This window comes from Caulobacter sp. P4_E5 (genome assembly GCF_056401555.1).
Genome location: NZ_JBFUJD010000004.1, coordinates 37,961 through 58,189 on the forward strand (window position 1 = coordinate 37,961; position 20,229 = coordinate 58,189).

Below are 20,229 nucleotides of genomic sequence, written 5' to 3' on the forward strand. Positions count from 1 at the left end.
CGACCACGCTAGGGTCGGGGCCATCGGCTCGAAGCCGGCGCTACAGCCCAAATGCCGCCAGCAACCGGTCCGCCGCCGCCGAAGCCGGAAGCTCGCCCTGTCGCACCGCCGCCTCAAGCTCCGGAGCCAGGGCCGCGACGGGCGGGGCGGTCTTGAAGGCGTCTTCCAGACGGTCGCGGACCATGGCCCACATCCAGCGGGCGTCCTGGTCGGCGCGGCGGGCCGCCCGGGCGCCGTTGGCGCCCATCACGTCGCGGTGGCGCTGGATCTGGCCCCACAGCACGTCCAGCCCCTGGCCGGTCAGGCCCGAGGCGGTCAGCACCGGCGGCGTCCAGTCCGGATGGGCGGGGGTCAGGATGTGCAGGGCGTTGCGATAGTCGCGGGCCGAGCGCTCGGCCTTGGCCGGATCGGCGTCGGCCTTGTTGATCACCAGCAGGTCGGCCAGCTCGATCAGGCCCTTCTTGATGCCCTGCAGCTCGTCGCCGCCGCCGGGGATCAGCAGGGCCAGGAGGATGTCGACCATGTCGGCGACCACGGTCTCGGACTGGCCGACGCCGACGGTCTCGACGATGACCACGTCGAAGCCGGCCGCCTCGCACAGCAGCATTGCCTCGCGGGTCTTGCGGGCGACGCCGCCCGGGGCGCCGCCGGACGGGGAGGGGCGGATATAGGCGTTGGCCTGGACGCTGAGCCGCTCCATCCGGGTCTTGTCGCCCAGGATCGAGCCGCCGTGGCGGCCGGACGACGGATCCACCGCCAGGACCGCCACGCGATGGCCGGCCTCGACCAGGTCGCAGCCGAAGCGCTCGATCGTCGTCGACTTGCCCGCACCCGGCACGCCGGTGATCCCGATCCGCTGGGCGCGGCCGGTCAGGGGCATCAGGCGCGAGAGCAGGGCGCGGGCGGCGATCTGGTGGTCTGTCCGGCGGCTCTCGACCAGGGTGATGGCGCGGGCCAGGGCGGCGCGGTCGCCGGCGACCAGGCGCTGCTCCAGCGTATCGATGTCGAGGGCGGGGCTCACGTCCCCGGATTAGAGGACGACGGCGGTCCCGGAAACCGAAACCATCATCATCTGGGCGTTGGGGCCCACGGTGTTGTAGTCGAGGTCGACCGCCAGGATGGCGTTGGCGCCGACCTTCTCGGCTTCCTTGACCAGCGCCTTCATGGCGTCCTCGCGGGCCCGGGCCAGGACGCGCTCGTACGACTTGGAGTGGCCGCCGACGAAGTCGCGAATGGCCGCCAGCAGGTCCAGCACGACGTTCGCGCCCAGGATCGACTGGGCGTAGATCGCGCCCTTGTATTCCTGGACGGGGTGGCCTTCGATGAACGGCGTGGTCGTGATCAGCATCCGGGAATCCTGGGCCGCAGTACGATTAACCTAGGCGCAAACGCCGCCATTCGCGAGGGGCTCCCCCGAAAAGCGACGCTTTCGGCCATGAGGTTCGCGCGACGGGGGAATCTGGCGGTTCGGCCCTTCCTGCAAGGCCACGCTTGGGGCAGATTGCCGGCGTTTACCGTCTGGAGCCGCCTGGTGATCTTCGCGAAGTCGCACATCGAGCTGCACAACATCCGCAACAATGTCGAGCGGGTGAAGAAGCTCTCCGACAACGTGGTCGGCGTCGGCCCGCTGGGCATCGGCCTGGACGGTCTGCTGACCTGGATCCCGGGGGCGGGCGAGCTCTACAGCCTGGGCGCCGGCGGCCTGATCGTGCTGGACGCCGTGCGAGCCCGTGCCGCGCCGATGATCGTCATCCAGATCTGCGCCATCATCCTGATCGACACCGTGGCCGGCTCGATCCCGGTGGCGGGCAAGGCGATCGACGTGCTGTTCACCGGCCACAAATGGTCGGCCGACATGCTGACCAAGCATATGGACGACACCATCTATTTCGAAGGCTCGCGCAAGGACGTGCAGGCCACCCAGGAATACCGCGAGCTGCTGGCCCGGATCCAGTCGGGCAAGGAAAAGCGCCGGGTCGTGTTCCTGGGCTAGGTCGGATCGAGACAAGAGGCGGAGCGTTCAGATCAGCATGACCGACGACATCTCCGCCACCTCGGCCTATTCCGGCGAAGGCCATCGCGCCAAGGCCCATCGCGCATGGCGCTCGGCCGAGACGGTCAAGCGCCTGTCCGACCGGCTGATCGGCGTCGGCCCCTTCGGCATCGGCCTGGACGGCGTGCTGGCCTGGGTGCCGGGCGTGGGCCTGGCCTACGGCCTCGGCGCCGGGGCCTTGCTGATGTTCCACGCGTTGCAGGGCAGGGCCACGGCCGGAACCCTGGCGCGGATGGCGGCCTATCTGGCGGCCGACAATCTCTCCGACACCGTGCCGGTCCTGGGCTGGGCCGTCGACACCATTTTCCCCGGCCACCTGATGGCCGCCAAGGCGCTGCAGAAGGACATCGAGGCGCGCCACGGCCTGCCCGAGGAGGTGGCGCTGGAGCGATCGCGGAAGAAGCGTGGGCTGTTCCGGAAGAAGGGCGGCTAGCGACAGGCTCTAGGCCGCCGTTCCTTGGCTGTAGCCCAACTGGGCGTTCAGTTTGTCCAGCACCTCGATGGCGGCTTCGGCGATGACCGTGCCCGGCGGGAAGATGCTGGCGGCGCCGGCGTCCAGCAGGGCCTGGAAGTCCTGGGGCGGGATCACGCCGCCGACCACCACCACGATGTCGGATCGATCGCGCTTGGCCAACTCGGCCTTCAGCTCGGGCACCAGGGTCAAGTGACCGGCCGCCAGGGACGAGGCCCCGACCACGTGCACACCGGCCTTGATGGCCTCGTCGGCGGCTTCGGCGGGTGTCTGGAACAGCGGGCCGATCTCCACCTGGAAACCAAGGTCGGCGAAGGCGCTGGAGATCACCTTCTGGCCGCGGTCGTGACCGTCCTGGCCCATCTTGGCGACCATGATGCGCGGCGCGCCGCCGTGGGCCTCGCGGAAGGCGGCGACCATGGCGCGGACGCGTGCGGTCTTGGGATCGGCGCCGGCCTCCCGGCCATAGACTCCTTCGATCGACTTGATGACGGCCTGATGGCGGCCGAACACCTTCTCCAGCGCGAAGCTGATCTCGCCGACCGTGGCCTTGGCGCGAGCGGCGTCGACGGCCAGGGCCAGCAGGTTGCCGCTCCCCCGGGCGCCGTCCTCCAGCGCCTTCAAGGCCGCCTCGGCAGCGACCGGATCGCGCTCGGCCTTCAGCCGGGCCAGCTTCTCCAGCTGCTGGGCGCGGACCGAACCATTGTCGACCTTCAGCATCGGGATGTCGTCGGCGACCTCGGGCTTGTAGCGGTTGACGCCCACCACGCTCTGCTTGCCGCTGTCGATGCGCGCCTGGGTGCGGGCGGCGGCCTCCTCGATGCGCAGCTTGGGCAAGCCCTGCTCGATGGCCTTGGCCATGCCGCCCAGCGCCTCGACCTCTTCGATGTGGGCCAGGGCTTTCACGGCGAGATCGTGGGTCAGGCGCTCGACGTAGTAGCTGCCGCCCCAGGGGTCGGCGACGCGGGTCGTGCCGCTCTCCATCTGCAGGAACAGCTGGGTGTTGCGGCTGATCCGGGCCGAGAAGTCGGTCGGCAGGGCCAGGGCCTCGTCCAGGCTGTTGGTATGCAGGCTCTGGGTCTGGCCGTTCACGGCCGCCATGGCCTCGACGCAGGTGCGCGCGACGTTGTTGAACACGTCCTGCGCCGCCAGCGACCAGCCCGAGGTCTGGCTGTGGGTGCGAAGGCTGAGCGAGCGGTCGTCCTTCGGGTCGAACTCGCGCTTCATCAGGCGCGCCCAGAGCAGGCGCGCCGCCCGCATCTTCGCGACCTCCATGAAATAGTTCATGCCGATCGCCCAGAAGAACGACAGGCGCGGGGCGAAGCTGTCGATGCTCATGCCCGCCGCGACGCCGGCCCGGGCGTATTCGACGCCGTCGGCCAGGGTATAGGCCAGCTCCAGGTCGGCCGTCGCCCCGGCTTCCTGCATGTGATAGCCGCTGATCGAGATCGAGTTGAACTTGGGCATGTTCGCCGAGGTGAAGGCGAAGATGTCCGAGATGATCCGCATCGAGGGCGCGGGCGGATAGATATAGGTGTTCCGCACCATGAACTCTTTGAGGATGTCGTTCTGGATCGTCCCCGACAGCTTGTCGGGCGAGACGCCCTGTTCCTCGGCCGCGACAATGTAGAGCGCCAGGATCGGCAACACCGCGCCGTTCATGGTCATCGACACGCTCATCTTGTCGAGTGGGATGCCGGAAAACAGCGTCCGCATGTCCAGAATCGAGTCGATGGCCACGCCGGCCATGCCGACATCACCCTTCACCCGCTCGTGGTCGCTGTCATAGCCGCGGTGGGTGGCCAGGTCGAAGGCGACGGACAGGCCCATTTGGCCAGCGGCTAGGTTGCGTCGGTAGAAGGCGTTGCTGTCCTCGGCGGTCGAGAAGCCGGCGTACTGCCGCACCGTCCACGGATTGGTCACGTACATGGTCGGGTAGGGGCCTCGCACGAACGGCGCGACACCAGGGAAGCCGCCGGTGAAGTCCAGGTCCTGGACGTCCTCGGCGTTGAAGGCGGGAGCGACCGCGATGCTCTCGGGCGTGTTCCAGGCCGCGCCGTCCGGGGCCGACGAGGAGGGGACTTCAGCGAAGTCGATCGTAGTGAAGTCGGGGAACTTGCTCATGGCTCAGGCCCCCTCGAACGCGGCGGCGAAGCGGAGCGGCGCCAGGGCCGGGCAATGGCTGTCGGGGCCGGGCAGGCGGGCGTCGGGACCTTCGACGGCGAAGGCGGAGACGTCGGGTGTCTCGACCTCGGGCGGCTTGTCGTCGGCGTTGGGGAAGGCGGTGACGCCCAGGATCTTGCGGCGCTTGTCGGCGAAGGCGGCCTCTTGCGACGCGCGGGTCTTGGCGACGGCGTCGGCGACCAGGCCGCTCTCCAGCGCCTTGATGATCCCGCCAGCGCCCTCGATGGCCTGGAAGCCGCCCCAGGCGGCGCGGGCCAGCTGGTCGGTCAGGCTGTCCAGGTACCAGGCGCCGCCAGCCGGGTCGGCGACGCGGCCCAGGTGGCTCTCCTCCATCAGGACCAGCTGGGTGTTGCGGGCCTGGCGACGGGCGAAGGCGGTGGGCAGGCCGATGGCGTCGGTGAAGGCGTCCAGCAGGATCGCATCCGCCCCGCCGACGGCGCCGGCGAACCCGGCCGAGGTCAGACGCAGCAGGTTGGTCCAGGCGTCGGCCTGGGTGAGCATCCGGCGCGAGGAGCGGGCCTCGATCCTCGGGGCGACCGAGACGCCGCAGGCTTGGGTCAGCCGCGCCCACATCGCCTTGGCGGCGCGGAGCTTGGCGACGCCGGTGAAGTATTCGCCGTCCAGGCTGACGCCCAGGACAATGCGGCCGAAGGCGTCTTCCATGGAGAGGCCCGAGCGCACCAGAGCCTTGGCGTAGGCGAGGGCGCTGGCGGTCATCACCGCCAACTCCTCGGTATTCGAGCCGCCGGCCTCGTGGGCGGCGCGGCCGGTGGCCAGGAACAGGCTGGCCCTGGCGTAGATCTCGGCCAGGCGCGAGCCGACCGTGGCGGCGTTGAAGAGGTGGCTCTCGATCGGGCCAGGACTGACGCCGGCCTGGGCGAAGGCGGTCAGCGGGTCCATATGGAAGGCCAACGGCGCATTGGGCGCGGCCTTGGCCAGGGCGCCGAGCCAGTCGGCGGCCTTAGGGCCCAGGAAACCGGCGTCCAGCGCGACGGGGGCGAGGTCGAGCATGACGCCCGACAGCGCCGTGGAAAGATTTTCCACGGACCCGACCGCGACGCCGTCGGCGCCGGTCGGGTCGATCCGCAGCAGCACCGAGGCCGCGCCGCCTTCCAGATCGGCCAGGACATCCTTGGCCACGCGGGCGGGATCGGGGTGGGCGGCGCGGACTCGCAGGTCCCACGGACGCTCGGGATCGCGGGCGCGCAGGTCGCGGGCGACGGCGACGCCGTCCTTGGCGGTATACAGCGGCTGGATCGTCAGGCCGTCGGGGGTGGCGACGGTCAGGGCCTCGTCGAAGCTCTGGCCCTTCAGGGTCTTCTCGACCAGGGCCATCCAGCGGGCGCGGGTCGCGTCGTCGCCTTGGGCGCCAAATTCCTCGGCCAGGGGCGTGGTCGCCACGGTCAAAGCGTCTCTCTCCTGCGGTGCAGCATTTTTTGTCTTTTGAACGGTGATGCGCTCCTGCCCTTGGGGCCGTCAAGCCTTGCGCCTGAGCCAAACGATCGTTTAATCTGAACGGCGATCATATATGTCGGCGCCGCAAGCCGATCTCCAAAGGGGAGCTTCTTCATGGCCCTGCCGCCAATCCTGCGTGACCGCCTGCGCCTGCCGGTCATCGCCTCGCCGCTGTTCATCATCAGCAATCCCGACCTGGTGATCGCCCAATGCAAGGCGGGGATCGTCGGCGCGTTCCCGTCGCTGAACGCCCGACCGCTGTCGCAGCTGGACGAGTGGCTGGCCCGGATCACCGAGGAACTGGCCGCCCATGATCGCGCCCATCCGGAGGCGCCCTCGGCCCCGTTCGCGGTCAACCAGATCGTCCACAAGACCAACAACCGCCTCGAAGACGACATTGCGATGTGCGTCAAATACAAGGTCCCGGTGGTCATCACCTCGTTGGGCGCCCGCGAGGACCTGAACCAGGCGATCCATTCGTACGGCGGGATCACCCTGCACGACGTCATCACCGACCGCTTCGCCCGCAAGGCCATCGAGAAGGGCGCCGACGGCCTGATCCCGGTCGCGGCCGGCGCCGGCGGCCACGCCGGCACCCTGTCGCCGTTCGCCCTGATCCAGGAAATCCGCCAGTGGTTCGACGGGCCGGTGGCGCTGTCGGGCTCGATCGCCTCGGGCCGCTCGATCCTGGCCGCCCAGGCCATGGGCGCGGACCTGGCCTATGTCGGCTCGGCCTTCATCGCCACCCAGGAGGCCAATGCGGTCGAGGGCTACAAGCAGATGATCGTCGACAGCAAGGCCGACGACATCCTCTATTCGAACCTGTTCACCGGCGTGCACGGCAACTATCTGCGCCCCTCGGTGATCAAGGCGGGCCTGGATCCGGCCAACCTGCCGGTCAGCGATCCGTCGGCCATGAACTTCGGCTCGGGCGGCAACCAGGAGGCCAAGGCCTGGCGCGACATCTGGGGCTGCGGCCAGGGCATCGGCGCGATCGAAAACGTGCTGAGCGCCGGCGAACTCATCGCCAAGTTCTCGGCCGAGTACGAGCAAGCCAAGGCCGAATTGGCGGCCAAGACGGCGCTTACGTCCGGAAATCATTTGGCTTTCGCCGCCGAATAGACGGGTGAGGCACGGGGATGGAGCGGCCTCCGTCCCCGGCCTTCGCGGCGAGGTGATGCTTGGAGCGATTCCAATCCGCTGCAGGAGCCGCCTCATGTTCGACGATGTCACGCCCCGCCTCGGCCTGCCCTATGTGGTCGCCGCCCAGGCCCAGAAGCACATTCCCATCAACGAGAGCCTCGCCCGGCTGGACGGCYTGGTGCAGTTGGCGGTCGAGAGTCGCGCCCTCGCGGCCCAGCCGGCGGGCCCGCTCGCCGGCGGAGTCTGGATCCTGCCGGCCGGCGCCAGCGGCGCGACCTGGACGGGGCAGCCCGCCGGGACCTTGATGCGCTTCGAGGCCGGCGCCTGGGAGGCGCTGGTTCCCGCCGAGGGCGTGCTGGCCTGGGTCAAGGACGAGAACCAGATGGTCGCCTTCGACGGCGCGGCCTGGACGCCGCTGTCGGCGACGTTCCGCGCCCTGACCGCCGCGGCCTCGCCGGGCCTGGCCAATACGCGGCTGGAGATCGTGGAGCAGGAGGTGACCGTGTCCGGGGCCTCGACGGCGACCAGCATCGTCATCCCGAACCGCGCGATCGTGCTGGCCGTCTCGACCCGCACCACGGTCGCGGTGACCGGCGCGGCCTCTTACAATTGCGGCGTCTCGGGTGATGCCAGCAAGTTCGGCGGTTCGCTGGGCGTGGCCAAGAACGCCAGCAATATCGGGGTGGTCGGGCCGACCGCCTACTATGCCGACACGCCGGTGCTGCTGACGGCCGTCGGCGGGAACTTCGTGACCGGCAAGGTGCGGGTCGCCATCCACCTGCTGCGTTTCGATCCGCCGGCGGCGGTGTAGATCATCCTCCCTCGTGAAACGGGGGAGGGGGACCGCGAAGCGGTGGAGGGGGCGTGTGAGCTGGCGACGCCCCCTCCGTCACGGCGCGTATTCGCGCCGCGCCACCTCCCCCGCTTTGCGGGTGAGGAGGAATTGACCGCCCGCCCAGCCTCCGCTACACGCCGCCTCACCTTTGGGGAGTAGCCGCCCGCGCCTATCAGCGGGCCCCGCCGTCAACATACTTGGGCCTTCTGGTCCATGGCGCGGGGAAGGGAAGCGGACTTGCAGCTTCCTTGGCGAGACCAATGGCGCCGATTTCCATCCGGGCCGGGTGGGCGTCGACGCTATTGGCATGCCCGGCCCGGAGGTTTTTTAAACGCATGGAATCCCTACTCGTCTCGACCCTGGTCGTGACCATCGCCGAGATCGGCGACAAGACCCAGCTCCTGGCCATCATCCTGGCCACGCGGTTCAAGAAGCCGATCCCGATCGTCCTGGGCATTCTGGTCGCCACCCTGGCCAATCACGCCCTGGCGGCCACGGCCGGCTACTGGGTCGCCGACCTGCTGAGCGGCGCCGCCTTCAAGTGGGCGATCGCCGTCTCGTTCGTGGCCATGGCCGGCTGGGCGCTGATCCCGGACAAGGCGGACGACGAGGAGGCGGGCGGCGCGGCCCGCTGCGGCGTGTTCCTGACCACCGCCATCGCCTTCTTCCTGGTCGAGATGGGCGATAAGACCCAGATCGCCACCGTCGCCTTGGGCGCCAAGTTCCACTCCATCGGCTGGGTCGCGGCGGGCACCACCCTGGGCATGATGCTGGCCAATGTCCCGGCCGTGTATCTGGGCGAGGCGGCCACCAAGGTCGTGCCGCTGAAGTATGTGCGGATCGGGGCGGCGGTGATCTTCCTGGCGTTGGGGCTGTGGCAGGTGGCGGAGCTGTTGGGGGTGTTGGGGTAGAACCTCAAAAGCTGTCATCCCGGACAAGCGCGTTAGCGCGCCGATCCGGGACCGCCGAAAGCGCGGAGCCTGGGGCGGTCCCGGGTCTCCGCTGCGCTCCGCCCGGGATGACAATGGTTGTGGACGCGCTATGAGGTGGCGGAGCCAAGGAGTCCCGCCCCTCATGACCCATGATCCGACCGCGCGCGGCTGGGAGTTCTGGATCGACCGGGGCGGCACCTTCACCGACATCGTCGCGCGGCGCCCGGACGGGTCGCTGGTCACCCACAAGCTGCTGTCGGAGAACCCTGAGCGATACGCCGACGCCGCCGTCGCGGGCGTCCGGGCCCTGCTGCCCGAGGGCGCGAGCATCGACGCGGTGAAGATGGGCACCACGGTGGCCACCAACGCCCTGCTCGAGCGCAAGGGCGAGCCGATGGTGCTGGCGATCACCCAGGGCCACGCCGACGCCCTGCGCATCGGCTACCAGGCGCGGCCCAAGCTGTTCGAGCGCCACATCGTCAAGCCCGAGGCCCTCTACGACCGGGTCGTCGAGATCGACGAACGGATCAGTGTCGAAGGGCAGGTGCTGAAGCCGTTGAACGAGAATGCGGCGCGCGACGGTTTGCGGGGCGCTTACGACGCCGGTTTCCGGGCCGTGGCCATCGTGCTGCTGCACGGCTTCCGGTTCACCGATCATGAGGCGCGAGTCGCGGCGATCGCCCGCGAGATCGGCTTCATCCAGGTGTCGGTCAGCCACGAGGTCAGCCCGCTGATGAAGCTGGTCGGGCGGGGCGACACCACGGTGGTCGACGCCTACCTGTCGCCGATCCTGCGGCGCTATGTGGATCAGGTCAGCGACGCGCTTCAAGCGAAGGATGGGGGCGAGGATACGCGGCTGCTGTTCATGCAATCGAACGGCGGCCTGACCGACGCGCGGGCCTTCCGGGGCAAGGACGCCATCCTGTCCGGCCCGGCCGGCGGCGTGGTCGGCATGGCGCGGACGGCGGAGGAGGCCGGCTTCACGCGGGTGATCGGCTTCGACATGGGCGGCACCTCGACCGACGTCTGTCACTTCGCCGGCCAGTACGAGCGGGCCTTCGAGACGGTGGTGGCCGGGGTGCGGATGCGCGCGCCGATGATGAACATCCACACCGTGGCGGCCGGCGGCGGCTCGATCTGTTCGTTCGACGGGGCGCGGCTGCGGGTCGGCCCAGCCTCGGCCGGCGCCGTGCCAGGACCGGCGGCCTATCGTCGGGGCGGGCCGCTGACGGTCACCGACTGCAACGTCATGCTGGGCAAGCTGCGGTCGGAGTTCTTCCCGAAGGTGTTCGGGCCGGGCGGCGACCAGCCGCTGGACGCCGAGGCCGTGACGCGCGGTTTCGACGCCGTCGCGGCGGAGATCGCCAAGGCGACCGGCAGGACCATGACCCCGCAAGAAGTCGCCGAAGGCTTCGTCACCATCGCCGTCGAGAACATGGCCAAGGCCGTGCGGCAGATCTCGATCCAGCGCGGCTATGACGTCACCCGCTATGTGCTGGCCTGTTTCGGCGGGGCGGGCGGCCAGCACGCCTGCCTGGTCGCCGACGCCCTGGGCATGACCCAGGTGATGATCCATCCGTTCGCCGGGGTGCTCAGCGCCTACGGCATGGGTCTGGCCGACCTGCGCCTGATCCGCGAGCAGACGGTCGAGCGGCCGCTGGATGAAGCCGTCGATCTCGCGAGCCGCGCGAGCGTTCTGGCCGAGGAAGCCGAGGCCACCCTGCGCGCCCAGGCCGTGCTCGTCGCCTCCGTCGAGACCGTGGCGACCCTGCGCGTGAAGTACGCCGGGACCGACACGCCGCTGGTCGTGCCGCTTGGCGACGCCACCGAGGTCCGCGCGGCGTTCGAGGACCTGCACCAGCGGCGTTTTGGCTTCACCTCGCCGACCACGGCGCTGGTGGTCGAGACCCTGTCGGTCGAAGCGATCGGCCATTCGGACGCGGGAAGCGCGCCGGACTTAAAATCCGTTGGAGCAAATCAGACCGCCGAGCCGCTCGCCACCGTCGACGTCCGCATGGCCGGCAAGGTCCACGCCACGCCGGTGTTCGACCGTGAAGCCCTGGCCGTCGGCGTCGCGATCCCGGGCCCGGCCATTATCCGCGAGGCCACCGGCACCACCGTGGTTGAGCCCGGCTGGCGCGCCACGGTCGACCCTCACCTGAACCTGATCCTTGACCGGATCGTGGCCCTGCCGGCCCGCAAGGCGATCGGAACCGAGGCCGATCCGGTCATGCTGGAGGTGTTCAACAACCTGTTCATGGCGGTCGCCGAGGAGATGGGCTTCGCGCTGCAGAACACCGCCTATTCGGTCAATATCAAGGAGCGGCTGGACTTCTCCTGCGCCCTGTTCGACCGCGACGGCAATCTGATCGCCAACGCCCCGCACATGCCGGTGCACCTGGGGTCGATGGGCGACAGCGTGCGGGCCATCCGCGACGCCCGCGAGGGCGACGGCCGGGGCATGAGGCCGGGCGACGTCTACATGCTCAACGCGCCCTACAACGGCGGCACCCACCTGCCGGACGTGACGGTGGTCATGCCGGTGTTCGACGCGGCGGGGGCGTTGCTGTTCTACGTCGCCGCGCGAGGGCACCAGGGCGACATCGGCGGGATCACCCCCGGCTCGATGCCGCCGACCAGCCGGACGGTCGAGGAAGAGGGGGTCCTGATCGAGAACTTCCTGCTGGTCGAAGGGGGCCGGTTCAGGGAAGCCGAGACCCGCGCCTTGCTCGCCTCAGGTCGGTGGCCGGCGCGCAATCCCGACCAGAACATCGGCGACCTCAAGGCTCAGATCGCCGCCTGCGCGCGCGGGGCCGAGAGCTTGACGAGTCTGGTCGCCGAGTTCGGCCAGGAGGTGGTCGAGGCCTATATGGCCCACGTCCAGGACAATGCCGAGGAGGCCGTGCGCCGCGTGCTGGCGACCTTGGAGAGCGGCGCCTTTTCCTATGAACTGGACGACGGTTCGGTGGTGAAGGTCGCGATCGCGGTCGACCAGAAGGCTCGCACCGCGCGCGTCGACTTCACGGGCACCAGCGACCAGGTCCCGACCAACTTCAACGCCCCGGCCTCGATCTGCCGGGCGGCGGCGCTGTATGTGTTCCGCACCCTGGTCGACGACGAGATCCCGATGAACGACGGCTGCCTGCGGCCGGTCGAGCTGGTCATCCCCGAGGGTTCGATGCTGCGGCCGCGCTATCCGGCGGCGGTGGTGGCCGGCAATGTCGAGACCAGCCAGGTGGTCGTCGACGCCCTCTATGGCGCGTTGGGCGTGATGGCCGCGGCCCAGGGGACGATGAACAACTTCACGTTCGGCGACGACCGTCGGCAGTACTACGAGACCATCTGCGGCGGCTCGGGCGCGGGGCCGGGCTTCGCCGGGACCGACGCGGTCCAGACCCACATGACCAACAGCCGCCTGACCGATCCCGAGGTGCTGGAAGCCCGTTACCCGGTGCTGGTCGAGGCCTTCTCGATCCGGCGTGGATCGGGCGGGGCGGGCGCCTATCGCGGCGGCGACGGTGTCGTGCGCAAGATCGGCTTTCGCGAACCGATGACGACGACCTTGCTCTCCAACCGCCGGCGCGTGCCGCCGTTCGGGCTGGAGGGCGGCGGGCCCGGCGCGGTCGGCAAGGCCTGGATCGAGCGGGCGGATGGCAGTGTGCGGGCGATGGCCGCCACCGACCTCGTCGAGGTCGGCGCCGGCGACACGATCGTCATCGAGACGCCCGGCGGCGGCGGCTGGGGGACGGCGTGATGGCCAGGGCCAGCGTGCTGTTCGTCTGTCTGGGCAACATCTGTCGCTCACCCCTGGCCGAGGGCGCGTTCCGGGCGGAAGCCGAGCGCCTGGGCCTGGATGTCGTCGCCGACTCGGCCGGCACGGGCGGCTGGCACGCGGGCGATCCGCCGGACGCGCGCTCGGTCGCCGTGGCCCGCCGCAACGGTGTCGACATCGGCGGCCAGCGGGCCCGCAAGGTGACGAAGGACGACTTCCGGACCTTCACCCACATCTATGCGCTCGACCACGACAACCTGGAAGGCCTGCGGGCCATCGCGCCGCGCGACGCGACCGCCGAGGTCGGGCTGCTGCTCGACCTGGTTCCCGGCCACGAGGGCAGGGCGGTGGCCGATCCCTACTACGGCGACGACGCCGGCTTCGACGTGACGTGGCGCGACGTGGGGATGGCGGCCCAGGCGCTGGCGCGGCGGTTGGTTGATGAAGGCTGGCGATAAAAGAATTCTGTCATCCCGGCCGCAGCGCAGCGGAGAGCCGGGACCGCCACGAACTCAGCGCTTCTTGCGGTCCCGGATCGGCGCGCTGCGCGCTTGTCCGGGATGACATGGGTTTAGTGCAGCGTCGGCCGCCGCACCGGCGTCGCCACGACCTCCGGCGCGTCGAAGCGCATCGGCAGGGCCTTGCCGTCATTGGCCAGGGCCGTGTTGAGGAAGCGGGCCATCACCGTCACCGTTTCGGGCGTGACGACCATGCCCTCCAGCAGGCGGCCGGCGATCTCGGGCGAGGCGGGGCAGACGCCGCAGGCGGTGATCAGGCGCTGCTCGTCGTCGGCATAGCCGCCGCAGCAGGGCGCGGAGACGCACAGCGGTCGCCGCACCTGGCTCTCGATCGCGGTCATCATCAGGATGAAGGCGGTGGCCACGCGGGGCGAGACCAGGGCGCCGGCCTTCTTCGACAGGCGCGCGCCGGGCTCCTCGCCCAGCACCCGGGCGGTGACCCACTGCCGCAGCATCCAGAGCAGGACGCGTTCGCCGTCGGCCAGGCCGACAGGGCCGCAATGGTTCAGGTGAGTTTCGGAGAAAGGGTCGGGCCGCACGCCGTAAATCTCCTCGCCAAGCAGGGGGCCGACACCCGCCGTGGCGAACCGATCTCGGTGAGCGGCCCGACGCGTTCTTGCGAACACTTCTCAACTAGATGGGATGTCCAGTTGAGAGTCAATCGCAAAATGTCGAGCGGTCCTAGCCGCCGAAGCCGCCGCGATAGCTGCCGCTGCTGGCATAGCTGCGGCCGCCGCCAAAGCCGCCGCGCGAGACCACCGAGGTGCGGGTCTGGACCTTGGGCGGGGCGTTGCGGATGGCGTCCGGCGGATCGATGCTGTCACGGCTGATGACGGTCCGGCCGGTGCCATAGTCGCGGCCCAGGCGCCCGCCATAGGTCGAGTAGTAGCCGCCGCCGTAGGCGTCGTCGCGACGATACATGCCGGTGCCGCGATAGCCGCCGCCGTCCAGCATCTGGCCGATCACGAAGCCGGCGAGCAGTGGCGTGAAGAAGCTGCCGCCGTGCTCTCCGCCGCGCGGCACGCAGTTGCCAGCCCCATAGACGTCCTCGCACGAGGCGCGGGCCTCGTAGCGCGGAGCGTTCTTCTGGTCGTCCTTCTGGGCGGCGGCGTACGAGGTGTCGCACTGCGGATCGGGGACCTCGTTGGCCGCCTTGCACTCTTCCAGCGACTTGTAGCTGAAGGCTTGGACCTGTTCGCCGCGGTTGGGGTCCCAGCTGGCTTGAGGGGAAGGGTCGTCGCAGCCGGCCAGGGTCAGGGCGGTCGCCCCGGCCAGCATGGTCGAGAGCTTCAGCGAGTTCGAACGTTTGCGGGTGGTCATCGCCCTTATGGTCATGGTCGGGGCCCTCACGAAGTCATGCAGGCGGCGTTCAGCAGGCCGACCGCGATGGAAATGCCCGCCAGATAGATGCCGATCGAGGTCTCGCCGTTCTCGATGCGCCTCTTGACGTCGGGAAGGGCGACCAGGCGCACGCCGGTGAAGGCGGCGATCTGGATGACGCCGGCCAGGGTCGCCCAGGCGGCGAACTCCTGCAGGCTGACCGTGTGGCTCAGGGCCGAGGCCAGCGGCAGGACATAGCCGATCAGCGCGCCAGCCAGGGCGATGGAGGCGGCGAGGTTACCCTCCCGGATCAGCGCCTTCTCGTTATAGGGCGTGATCCACTGGTAGATGTACTTGAAGGCGATGGTGAACAGGCCCGCCACCACGAACGCCAGCAGGAAGGCGGTCGCGCCCTCCTTGAAACCGATGAAGTCGAACATCTCTGTCTTGCCCCTCTAAGCTCGGAATTCGCCCACCGACAACGGCAGGCCGATCATCGTCTCGTGGCTGACGTCCTTGCTGTCTTCCGGCTCCAGCGTCAGGGCCAGCAGCAGTTCGCGCCCGTCGCCGCCCGCCAGGTCGCGGTGGAACAGCATGGTGGTCTGGAACAGCCGGCGCGCGGGCGCCGGAGCGTCGCGGTCGTAATAGACGTCTTCCCAGAGCGTCACGGGCTCCTGGTCGACGGCCTCTTCGCCGAACCAGAAACGGCGATACTCCGGCAGCCCTTCCGCCTGGAAGGTCGGGGCGCGCAGGCGCTTGCCCCACAGGTCGCGGTCAGCGCGGTCGCTGGGGTACTCGCTGGCCCAGGGGGCGAAGACGGTGAAGTCGTTGGCCTTCTGACCCTCGCGGTCGTCCGAGACCACCTGGAACAGGACCTCGTCGTCCGTATAGAACCGATGCACGAAGACGCCGTCGTTCAGCTGGATCAGGCCCTGGGCGGTGATCTCCAGCGTATCGCGGTCGAGGGCGAAGCGGGTTTCGGCCCCGAAGCGCCGCCACGCCAAGGGGTCCAGCACGACGGTCCGGCCGATCGTCACATTGCGGATGATGGGCAGGGCGGCGCGAGCGGCGTCGTCCTTCTTGCCGAAAAGCTTTCCGAACATCGCGGTCCGCGAGCCCTCAAATCTCTGGCCGGCATACCTATCTGAACAGCGGCGCCAGCTCTACTTCAGAGCGCGCTTGCCCCGAGGTGAAGTCGGCCGCAGGATGACGCCGAACCGCATCTTGTCAAGCGTACATGTTATGCGTACATGTAACGCATGCCGGTCAAACCGACGAGAAGTGCACAGGCCGCCGAAAGGACCCGCGCGTGGCGTGAAGCGCGCCGGAGTGCTGGCTTCGTGAAGATCGAGGTCTGGGCGCCGGCGGCGTGCAAGCCCGACATCCTCTCGGCCGTGCAGGCAATCGTCGTCGAGTCGGTCCGCGGACCGACCCTGGCCACCAACCCCCATCCCCCCAAGGGCGTCAGACACATGGACTCCGTTATCGACACCGCCTGGACGATTCACAGCCTGCGCGACGCGTTGGCCGACAGCGCCCTCGTGCGCCAGGACGAATTGACCGCCACCGTCATCGAAGGCGTCGAGCCGGTTCTGCTGGTCGTCATGCATGAATTCGGCGACCTGCCGGTCTATGTCAGCGGCGGCGCGCTGCAGATGGTCGTCTCGACCCTGTTGTGGCCCTGCGACGAGCAGGAGGACCGCGCGGCGTTCAATGAGTTCCTGCTCAAGGCCCAGAAGATCGTGCCGCTGTCGAATTTCGGCATCACCACGGTGGACGGCCGCGACTATTACGAGCTGATGGGCGAGATCTCGTCCAAGACCACCCTGCAGACGCTGATCATCGAGTTGCGCACCCTGGCCGACAACGCCATCGCCGCCGCCAGCGAGCTGCGCGACACCTTCGAAAAGAGCCGCGTCGCGGCCGCTTAAGACAAAGAGATCTGGAGACTTAAATCGATGTCGATCTGGAGCAAGCTCTCGGCGCTCTTCCGCGGCACGGCCCATGACGGGGCCCAGACGATCGTGGACGCCAACGCCCTGAGGATCCTGGACCAGGAGATCCGCGACGCCGACAACGCCCAGGGCAAGGCCCGGGACGAGCTGGCCAAGCTGGTGGCGCGCCGCCGGTCGCTGGAGACCGAGGTCGCCCAACTGACCGACCAGTCGCGCAAGTACGAGTCCTCGGCGCGCGCGGCCATGAACAAGGGCGACCAGGCCCTAGCCCTGGAAGTGGCCCAGCGGATCGCCGACCTCGAGAAGGACGCGACCCAGAAGTCGACCCAGATGACCGAACTGCGCAGCGCCGAGGACAAGCTGCGCACGATCATCGCCCAGACCGACACCAAGGTCGAAGCGCTGCGTCGCGAGATCGAGATCGTGAAGGTCAACGAGAGCGTCCAGAAGGCCCAGGCGGCCGTCATCTCGCGCTCGGGCTCGGCCAGCGGCGTCGTCGGCTCGGCCGCCGACAGCCTCAAGCGCATCAAGGAACGCCAATCGGTCCGCGAGGAGCAGTTCAAGCTGCACAACGAGTCCGAGGACCGCAAGACCGGCGCCGACCTCGACGCCAAGCTGGCGGCCGCCGGCATCCTGCCGGGCGGCGGCGGGGCCGAGGACGTGCTGGCCCGCCTGATGGCGCCGAAGGATGAGGCTCTGCCCGCCCCGATGCTGGCCATCGAGGACAAGCAGAAGGTCGCCCAAAGGGATGGCAGGGACGGCTCGGACGCCTGATGCGCCGTCTCACCCTGACGCCTCGGCCCGACTGGAAGTCGAAAGCCGAGGCGGTCGGCTTCACCTGGCATCACGCCGACGGTCGTCGCTACTGGGACGAGCGGGCGGCCTACGCCTTCACGCTGGAAGAGGTTGAGGGCCACCTCGAGCCCGCGACCGAGGCGTTGCACAAGCTGTGTCTCGAGCTGGTGGCCGACGCGGTCCAGAGTGACGCGCTGATGGCCCGGCTGCAGATCCCGGAAGCCTCGCGCGACGTGGTCGCCGCCTCGTGGAAGGCGCGCGATCCGTCGCTCTACGGCCGCTTCGACTTCTTCTACGACGGGGCGGGGCCGCCCAAGCTCTACGAATACAACGCCGACACCCCGACCAGCATCTATGAGGCGGGTGTGTTCCAGTGGCTGTGGCTGGAGGATTTGATCCAGCGGGGCGCGCTTCCCGAGAGCACCGACCAGTTCAACAGCCTGCACGACCGGCTGGCCGAACGGTTCAAGGAGATCTTTCCGAACGGCGGCTTCGTCCATTTCGCTAGCGACGCCGACTTCGTCGAGGATCGCCAGACCGTGCGGTTCCTGGAAGACATGGGCAGGCTGGCGGGCCTGGAGCCCAAGTTCGTGCCGACGACCGAGATCGGCCTCGACGCCGATGGCCGCTTCATCGACCAGGACAACTACCTGATCGGCGCGATCTTCAAGCTGCACCCCTGGGAGGAGATGCTGCGCGAGCCCTACGCCGCCAACATCGCCGCCAGCAAGACGCTGTTCCTGGAGCCGCCGTGGAAGGCGGTGCTGTCCAACAAGGCCCTGCTGCCGCTGCTGTGGGAGCGCCATCCGGGCCACCCGAACCTGCTGGAGACCTATTTCGACGACGACCCCAAGGTCGAGCGCCTTGGCAACAGCTACGCCCGCAAGCCGCTGTTCAGCCGCGAGGGCGCCAATGTCGAGCTCTGGAAGGACGGTCGCAAGGGCCGGGTCTTGGACCAGGGCTATGGCGCGGAAGGCTGGATCCGCCAGGAACTGAAGCCGCCGCCGAAGTTCGGCGTCAACTATCCGGTGGTCGGCTCGTGGGTCATCGGCGACCAGCCGGCCGGCATCGGCGTGCGCGAGGATCGGGGACGGGTGACGCGGGATCGGTCTCGGTTCATCCCGCATATCATCGAGAATCCTTAGGCCGATCTCCCCGGCGAAAGCCGGGGCCCAGATCGAACCCTCTGGCGTCGCTATTCTTGAGCCGCCGCCCGATCGCGAACACCCAAACGTCCCCGGATGAATCTGGGCCCCGGCCTTCGCCGGGGAAGTCGGAGGATCTGTTTCAACCCGGTAGGAAACCGGTATCATTCCCGTGAGAAAAAGGCGTCCAACGACAACGACGCCTTCGGGGAGAGACGTCCAGATGACCCACCGCGCCGCCGCCATCGGCCTGTTCCTGTCCGTCAGCCTGCTGGCCGCGCCGGCCTTCGCGGGCGTGATCGGGACCAACGTCCCGGCCCAGCCGATCACCGCCGCCCGGATCGCGGCTCTGCCCGCCGCCCAACAACCAGCGTGGAAGGCCTATCTCGACCGCTCGACCGCCCAGGAGAAGGCCGATCGCGCCGCCCTGGCCGCCGAGCTGAAGCCGGGCGAGGTCGCCCCGCCGCCGCCGCCTTCGGGGCACGGTGACGGCGGCATGGCGCTGACCAAGGACTCCGCCTGGTACGCCTCGCCCGAGGCGCGCCACATCGCCGACGTCATCGTCAGCTTCCAGACCCCGGCCGGCGGCTGGAGCAAGAACCAGGACCGCGAGGGCGCCCTGCGCCTGCCGGGCCAGCCCTGGGCCTCGGACAACAATTCCAAATATCTCAGCGAGAACGACTTCGACGCCGCCCGCGACCCCCGGTGGGGCTATGTCGGCACGCTGGACAACAACGCCACCATCACCGAGATGCGCTTTCTCGCGAAGGTCGCCGCCCAGCTGCCGGGCAAGGATGGCGAGGCCTATCGCCAGAGCTTCCTGAAGGGTGTGCGCTATCTGCTGGCCGCCCAGTTCCCGAACGGCGGCTGGCCGCAGGTCTGGCCGCTGGAAGGCGGCTATCATGACGCGGTCACCTTCAACGACAACGCCGTCTCCGAGGCCGCGGCTCTGCTGACCGAAGTGTCCGAGGCCAAGGCCGACTTCGCTTTCGTGCCCGCCGACCTGCGCGCCAAGGCCGGCGCGGCGGCTAAGCACGGGCGCGAGGTCATCGTCGCCTCGCAGATCCGTATCGACGGCAAGCCGACGATCTGGGGCCAACAAGCCGATCCATTCACCCTGGAGCCCGTGGCCGGCCGCAACTTCGAGCCGCCGGCCCTGTCGACGGGCGAGAGCGCCGACCTCCTGATGTACCTGATGAGCTTGCCCGATCCGACCCCGGCCGAGGTGGCCGCGGTCCACGGCGGCGTGGCCTGGATGAAGGGCGCGGCGATCATGGGCAAGGCCTGGACCGGCGGGAAGGGCGACCCCGAAGGTCGCCGCCTGGTCGATCAGTCTGGAGCCGGTCCGATCTGGTCGCGCTATTACAGCCGCACCACCGGCAAGCCGGTCTTCGGCGAGCGCGACAAGACCCTGCGCGACGAGGTCAACGAGCTCTCGCTGGAGCGCCGCAACGGCTATTCCTGGTTCGGCGCCCAACCGGCCAAGGCGATCAAGGCGTATGAGGCGTGGACCAAGAGGTATCCGGCGAAGTAGCTCCTTTTTCTGATCGTAATCTCTCGTCATCCCGGCCGCAGCGAAGCGGAGAGCCGGGACCCAGGGCAGCCGCACTGCGCCGGCCCCTGGGTCCCGGATAGCCTCTGCGAGGCTTC

At 69.0% G+C, this 20,229-nt stretch carries 19 protein-coding genes, 1 pseudogene and 1 riboswitch; of the genes and pseudogenes, 12 read left to right on the forward strand and 8 right to left on the reverse strand.

All coding sequences use genetic code 11. The annotated features are described in order from the left end of the window. Positions 1 to 40: 40 nt before the first annotated feature. Together meaB and AC1DSO_RS02010 are read right to left on the reverse strand one after the other, a co-directional pair. The gene (meaB, locus tag AC1DSO_RS02005; RefSeq protein ID WP_477067243.1) at positions 41 to 1,021 is read right to left on the reverse strand and encodes a methylmalonyl Co-A mutase-associated GTPase MeaB; all 981 of its coding nucleotides are present in this window, start codon (positions 1,019 to 1,021) and stop codon (positions 41 to 43) included. A gap of 9 nt (positions 1,022 to 1,030) precedes the next feature. Beyond that, positions 1,031 to 1,348, reverse strand: a complete 318-nt coding sequence (locus tag AC1DSO_RS02010; RefSeq protein WP_477067244.1) for a heavy metal-binding domain-containing protein — start codon at positions 1,346 to 1,348, stop codon at positions 1,031 to 1,033. 180 nt (positions 1,349 to 1,528) lie between these two features. On the opposite strand from AC1DSO_RS02010, the gene AC1DSO_RS02015 reads away from it, so the two are divergent. Both AC1DSO_RS02015 and AC1DSO_RS02020 read left to right on the forward strand, forming a co-directional pair. Then, positions 1,529 to 1,993, forward strand: a complete 465-nt coding sequence (locus AC1DSO_RS02015) for a DUF4112 domain-containing protein (protein ID WP_082009301.1) — start codon at positions 1,529 to 1,531, stop codon at positions 1,991 to 1,993. 37 nt (positions 1,994 to 2,030) lie between these two features. After that, positions 2,031 to 2,486 (forward strand): DUF4112 domain-containing protein, encoded by a 456-nt coding sequence (locus tag AC1DSO_RS02020; protein WP_477067245.1) that lies wholly within the window; start codon positions 2,031 to 2,033, stop codon positions 2,484 to 2,486. Between the two features lie 9 nt (positions 2,487 to 2,495). Here AC1DSO_RS02020 and scpA read toward each other — a convergent pair whose 3' ends face one another. Both scpA and AC1DSO_RS02030 read right to left on the reverse strand, forming a co-directional pair. After that, positions 2,496 to 4,649, reverse strand: coding sequence for a methylmalonyl-CoA mutase (gene scpA, locus AC1DSO_RS02025; protein ID WP_477067246.1), 2,154 nt, complete (start codon positions 4,647 to 4,649; stop codon positions 2,496 to 2,498). 3 nt (positions 4,650 to 4,652) lie between these two features. Then, positions 4,653 to 6,044: a methylmalonyl-CoA mutase subunit beta gene (locus tag AC1DSO_RS02030; RefSeq protein ID WP_477067319.1), complete on the reverse strand. Its 1,392-nt coding sequence runs from the start codon at positions 6,042 to 6,044 to the stop codon at positions 4,653 to 4,655. Between the two features lie 234 nt (positions 6,045 to 6,278). On the opposite strand from AC1DSO_RS02030, the gene AC1DSO_RS02035 reads away from it, so the two are divergent. The 6 genes and pseudogenes from AC1DSO_RS02035 to AC1DSO_RS02060 all read left to right on the forward strand — a co-directional run bounded on the left by AC1DSO_RS02035 (position 6,279) and on the right by AC1DSO_RS02060 (position 13,304). Further along, entirely contained in the window at positions 6,279 to 7,286 is a 1,008-nt protein-coding gene (locus tag AC1DSO_RS02035) for an NAD(P)H-dependent flavin oxidoreductase (RefSeq protein WP_477067247.1), read from the forward strand. Between the two features lie 94 nt (positions 7,287 to 7,380). Beyond that, positions 7,381 to 8,118: a DUF2793 domain-containing protein gene (locus AC1DSO_RS02040; RefSeq protein WP_477067248.1), complete on the forward strand. Its 738-nt coding sequence runs from the start codon at positions 7,381 to 7,383 to the stop codon at positions 8,116 to 8,118. After that, positions 8,119 to 8,247, forward strand: a pseudogene (locus AC1DSO_RS02045) (hypothetical protein); the annotation flags it as partial. A 32-nt stretch (positions 8,248 to 8,279) separates the two neighbouring features. Beyond that, positions 8,280 to 8,420, forward strand: a riboswitch (yybP-ykoY riboswitch). A 57-nt stretch (positions 8,421 to 8,477) separates the two neighbouring features. Further along, positions 8,478 to 9,053, forward strand: a complete 576-nt coding sequence (locus AC1DSO_RS02050) for a TMEM165/GDT1 family protein (protein ID WP_477067249.1) — start codon at positions 8,478 to 8,480, stop codon at positions 9,051 to 9,053. Positions 9,054 to 9,216: 163 nt separating this feature from the next. Then, positions 9,217 to 12,828: a hydantoinase B/oxoprolinase family protein gene (locus AC1DSO_RS02055; protein WP_477067250.1), complete on the forward strand. Its 3,612-nt coding sequence runs from the start codon at positions 9,217 to 9,219 to the stop codon at positions 12,826 to 12,828. Beyond that, positions 12,813 to 13,304: a low molecular weight protein-tyrosine-phosphatase gene (locus AC1DSO_RS02060; RefSeq protein WP_477067320.1), complete on the forward strand. Its 492-nt coding sequence runs from the start codon at positions 12,813 to 12,815 to the stop codon at positions 13,302 to 13,304. Before AC1DSO_RS02055 ends, AC1DSO_RS02060 begins: the two co-directional genes overlap by 16 nt. 113 nt (positions 13,305 to 13,417) lie before the next feature. On the opposite strand, the gene AC1DSO_RS02065 is transcribed toward AC1DSO_RS02060, so the two are convergent. The 4 genes from AC1DSO_RS02065 to AC1DSO_RS02080 all read right to left on the reverse strand — a co-directional run bounded on the left by AC1DSO_RS02065 (position 13,418) and on the right by AC1DSO_RS02080 (position 15,787). Next, entirely contained in the window at positions 13,418 to 13,903 is a 486-nt protein-coding gene (locus AC1DSO_RS02065; protein ID WP_477067251.1) for a hypothetical protein, read from the reverse strand. A 142-nt stretch (positions 13,904 to 14,045) separates the two neighbouring features. After that, positions 14,046 to 14,684 carry a DUF1190 domain-containing protein gene (locus AC1DSO_RS02070; protein WP_477067252.1) on the reverse strand — a complete coding sequence of 213 codons (639 nt, stop codon included), beginning with the start codon at positions 14,682 to 14,684 and terminating at the stop codon, positions 14,046 to 14,048. A 26-nt stretch (positions 14,685 to 14,710) separates the two neighbouring features. After that, complete coding sequence (locus AC1DSO_RS02075) at positions 14,711 to 15,124, reverse strand: DUF350 domain-containing protein (RefSeq protein WP_477067253.1); 414 nt, start codon at positions 15,122 to 15,124, stop codon at positions 14,711 to 14,713. A gap of 15 nt (positions 15,125 to 15,139) precedes the next feature. Then, complete coding sequence (locus AC1DSO_RS02080) at positions 15,140 to 15,787, reverse strand: YjfK family protein (RefSeq protein ID WP_477067254.1); 648 nt, start codon at positions 15,785 to 15,787, stop codon at positions 15,140 to 15,142. A gap of 156 nt (positions 15,788 to 15,943) precedes the next feature. Between AC1DSO_RS02080 and AC1DSO_RS02085 the strand changes: the two genes are divergently transcribed. The 4 genes from AC1DSO_RS02085 to pelA all read left to right on the forward strand — a co-directional run bounded on the left by AC1DSO_RS02085 (position 15,944) and on the right by pelA (position 20,113). Then, positions 15,944 to 16,615 carry a YjfI family protein gene (locus AC1DSO_RS02085; RefSeq protein ID WP_477067255.1) on the forward strand — a complete coding sequence of 224 codons (672 nt, stop codon included), beginning with the start codon at positions 15,944 to 15,946 and terminating at the stop codon, positions 16,613 to 16,615. A 27-nt stretch (positions 16,616 to 16,642) separates the two neighbouring features. After that, a complete protein-coding gene (locus tag AC1DSO_RS02090; protein WP_477067256.1) occupies positions 16,643 to 17,413 on the forward strand; it encodes a PspA/IM30 family protein in 771 nt (256 codons plus the stop codon). After that, positions 17,413 to 18,579: a glutathionylspermidine synthase family protein gene (locus AC1DSO_RS02095; protein ID WP_477067257.1), complete on the forward strand. Its 1,167-nt coding sequence runs from the start codon at positions 17,413 to 17,415 to the stop codon at positions 18,577 to 18,579. Before AC1DSO_RS02090 ends, AC1DSO_RS02095 begins: the two co-directional genes overlap by 1 nt. 223 nt (positions 18,580 to 18,802) lie before the next feature. Further along, entirely contained in the window at positions 18,803 to 20,113 is a 1,311-nt protein-coding gene (gene pelA, locus AC1DSO_RS02100) for a pectate lyase (RefSeq protein WP_477067258.1), read from the forward strand. The last annotated feature ends 116 nt before the right edge of the window (positions 20,114 to 20,229 follow it).

Bases quoted from the DNA above. Each gene is read 5' to 3' on its own strand.
- AC1DSO_RS02010 (WP_477067244.1), bottom strand. From the start codon at position 1,348: ATGCTGATCACGACCACGCCGTTCATCGAAGGCCACCCCGTCCAGGAA.
- AC1DSO_RS02020 (WP_477067245.1), top strand. From the start codon at position 2,031: ATGACCGACGACATCTCCGCCACCTCGGCCTATTCCGGCGAAGGCCAT.
- scpA (WP_477067246.1), bottom strand. From the start codon at position 4,649: ATGAGCAAGTTCCCCGACTTCACTACGATCGACTTCGCTGAAGTCCCC.
- AC1DSO_RS02030 (WP_477067319.1), bottom strand. From the start codon at position 6,044: ATGGCCCTGGTCGAGAAGACCCTGAAGGGCCAGAGCTTCGACGAGGCC.
- AC1DSO_RS02035 (WP_477067247.1), top strand. From the start codon at position 6,279: ATGGCCCTGCCGCCAATCCTGCGTGACCGCCTGCGCCTGCCGGTCATC.
- AC1DSO_RS02050 (WP_477067249.1), top strand. From the start codon at position 8,478: ATGGAATCCCTACTCGTCTCGACCCTGGTCGTGACCATCGCCGAGATC.
- AC1DSO_RS02055 (WP_477067250.1), top strand. From the start codon at position 9,217: ATGACCCATGATCCGACCGCGCGCGGCTGGGAGTTCTGGATCGACCGG.
- AC1DSO_RS02070 (WP_477067252.1), bottom strand. From the start codon at position 14,684: ATGACCACCCGCAAACGTTCGAACTCGCTGAAGCTCTCGACCATGCTG.
- AC1DSO_RS02075 (WP_477067253.1), bottom strand. From the start codon at position 15,124: ATGTTCGACTTCATCGGTTTCAAGGAGGGCGCGACCGCCTTCCTGCTG.
- AC1DSO_RS02080 (WP_477067254.1), bottom strand. From the start codon at position 15,787: ATGTTCGGAAAGCTTTTCGGCAAGAAGGACGACGCCGCTCGCGCCGCC.
- AC1DSO_RS02085 (WP_477067255.1), top strand. From the start codon at position 15,944: ATGCCGGTCAAACCGACGAGAAGTGCACAGGCCGCCGAAAGGACCCGC.
- AC1DSO_RS02090 (WP_477067256.1), top strand. From the start codon at position 16,643: ATGTCGATCTGGAGCAAGCTCTCGGCGCTCTTCCGCGGCACGGCCCAT.
- AC1DSO_RS02095 (WP_477067257.1), top strand. From the start codon at position 17,413: ATGCGCCGTCTCACCCTGACGCCTCGGCCCGACTGGAAGTCGAAAGCC.
- pelA (WP_477067258.1), top strand. From the start codon at position 18,803: ATGACCCACCGCGCCGCCGCCATCGGCCTGTTCCTGTCCGTCAGCCTG.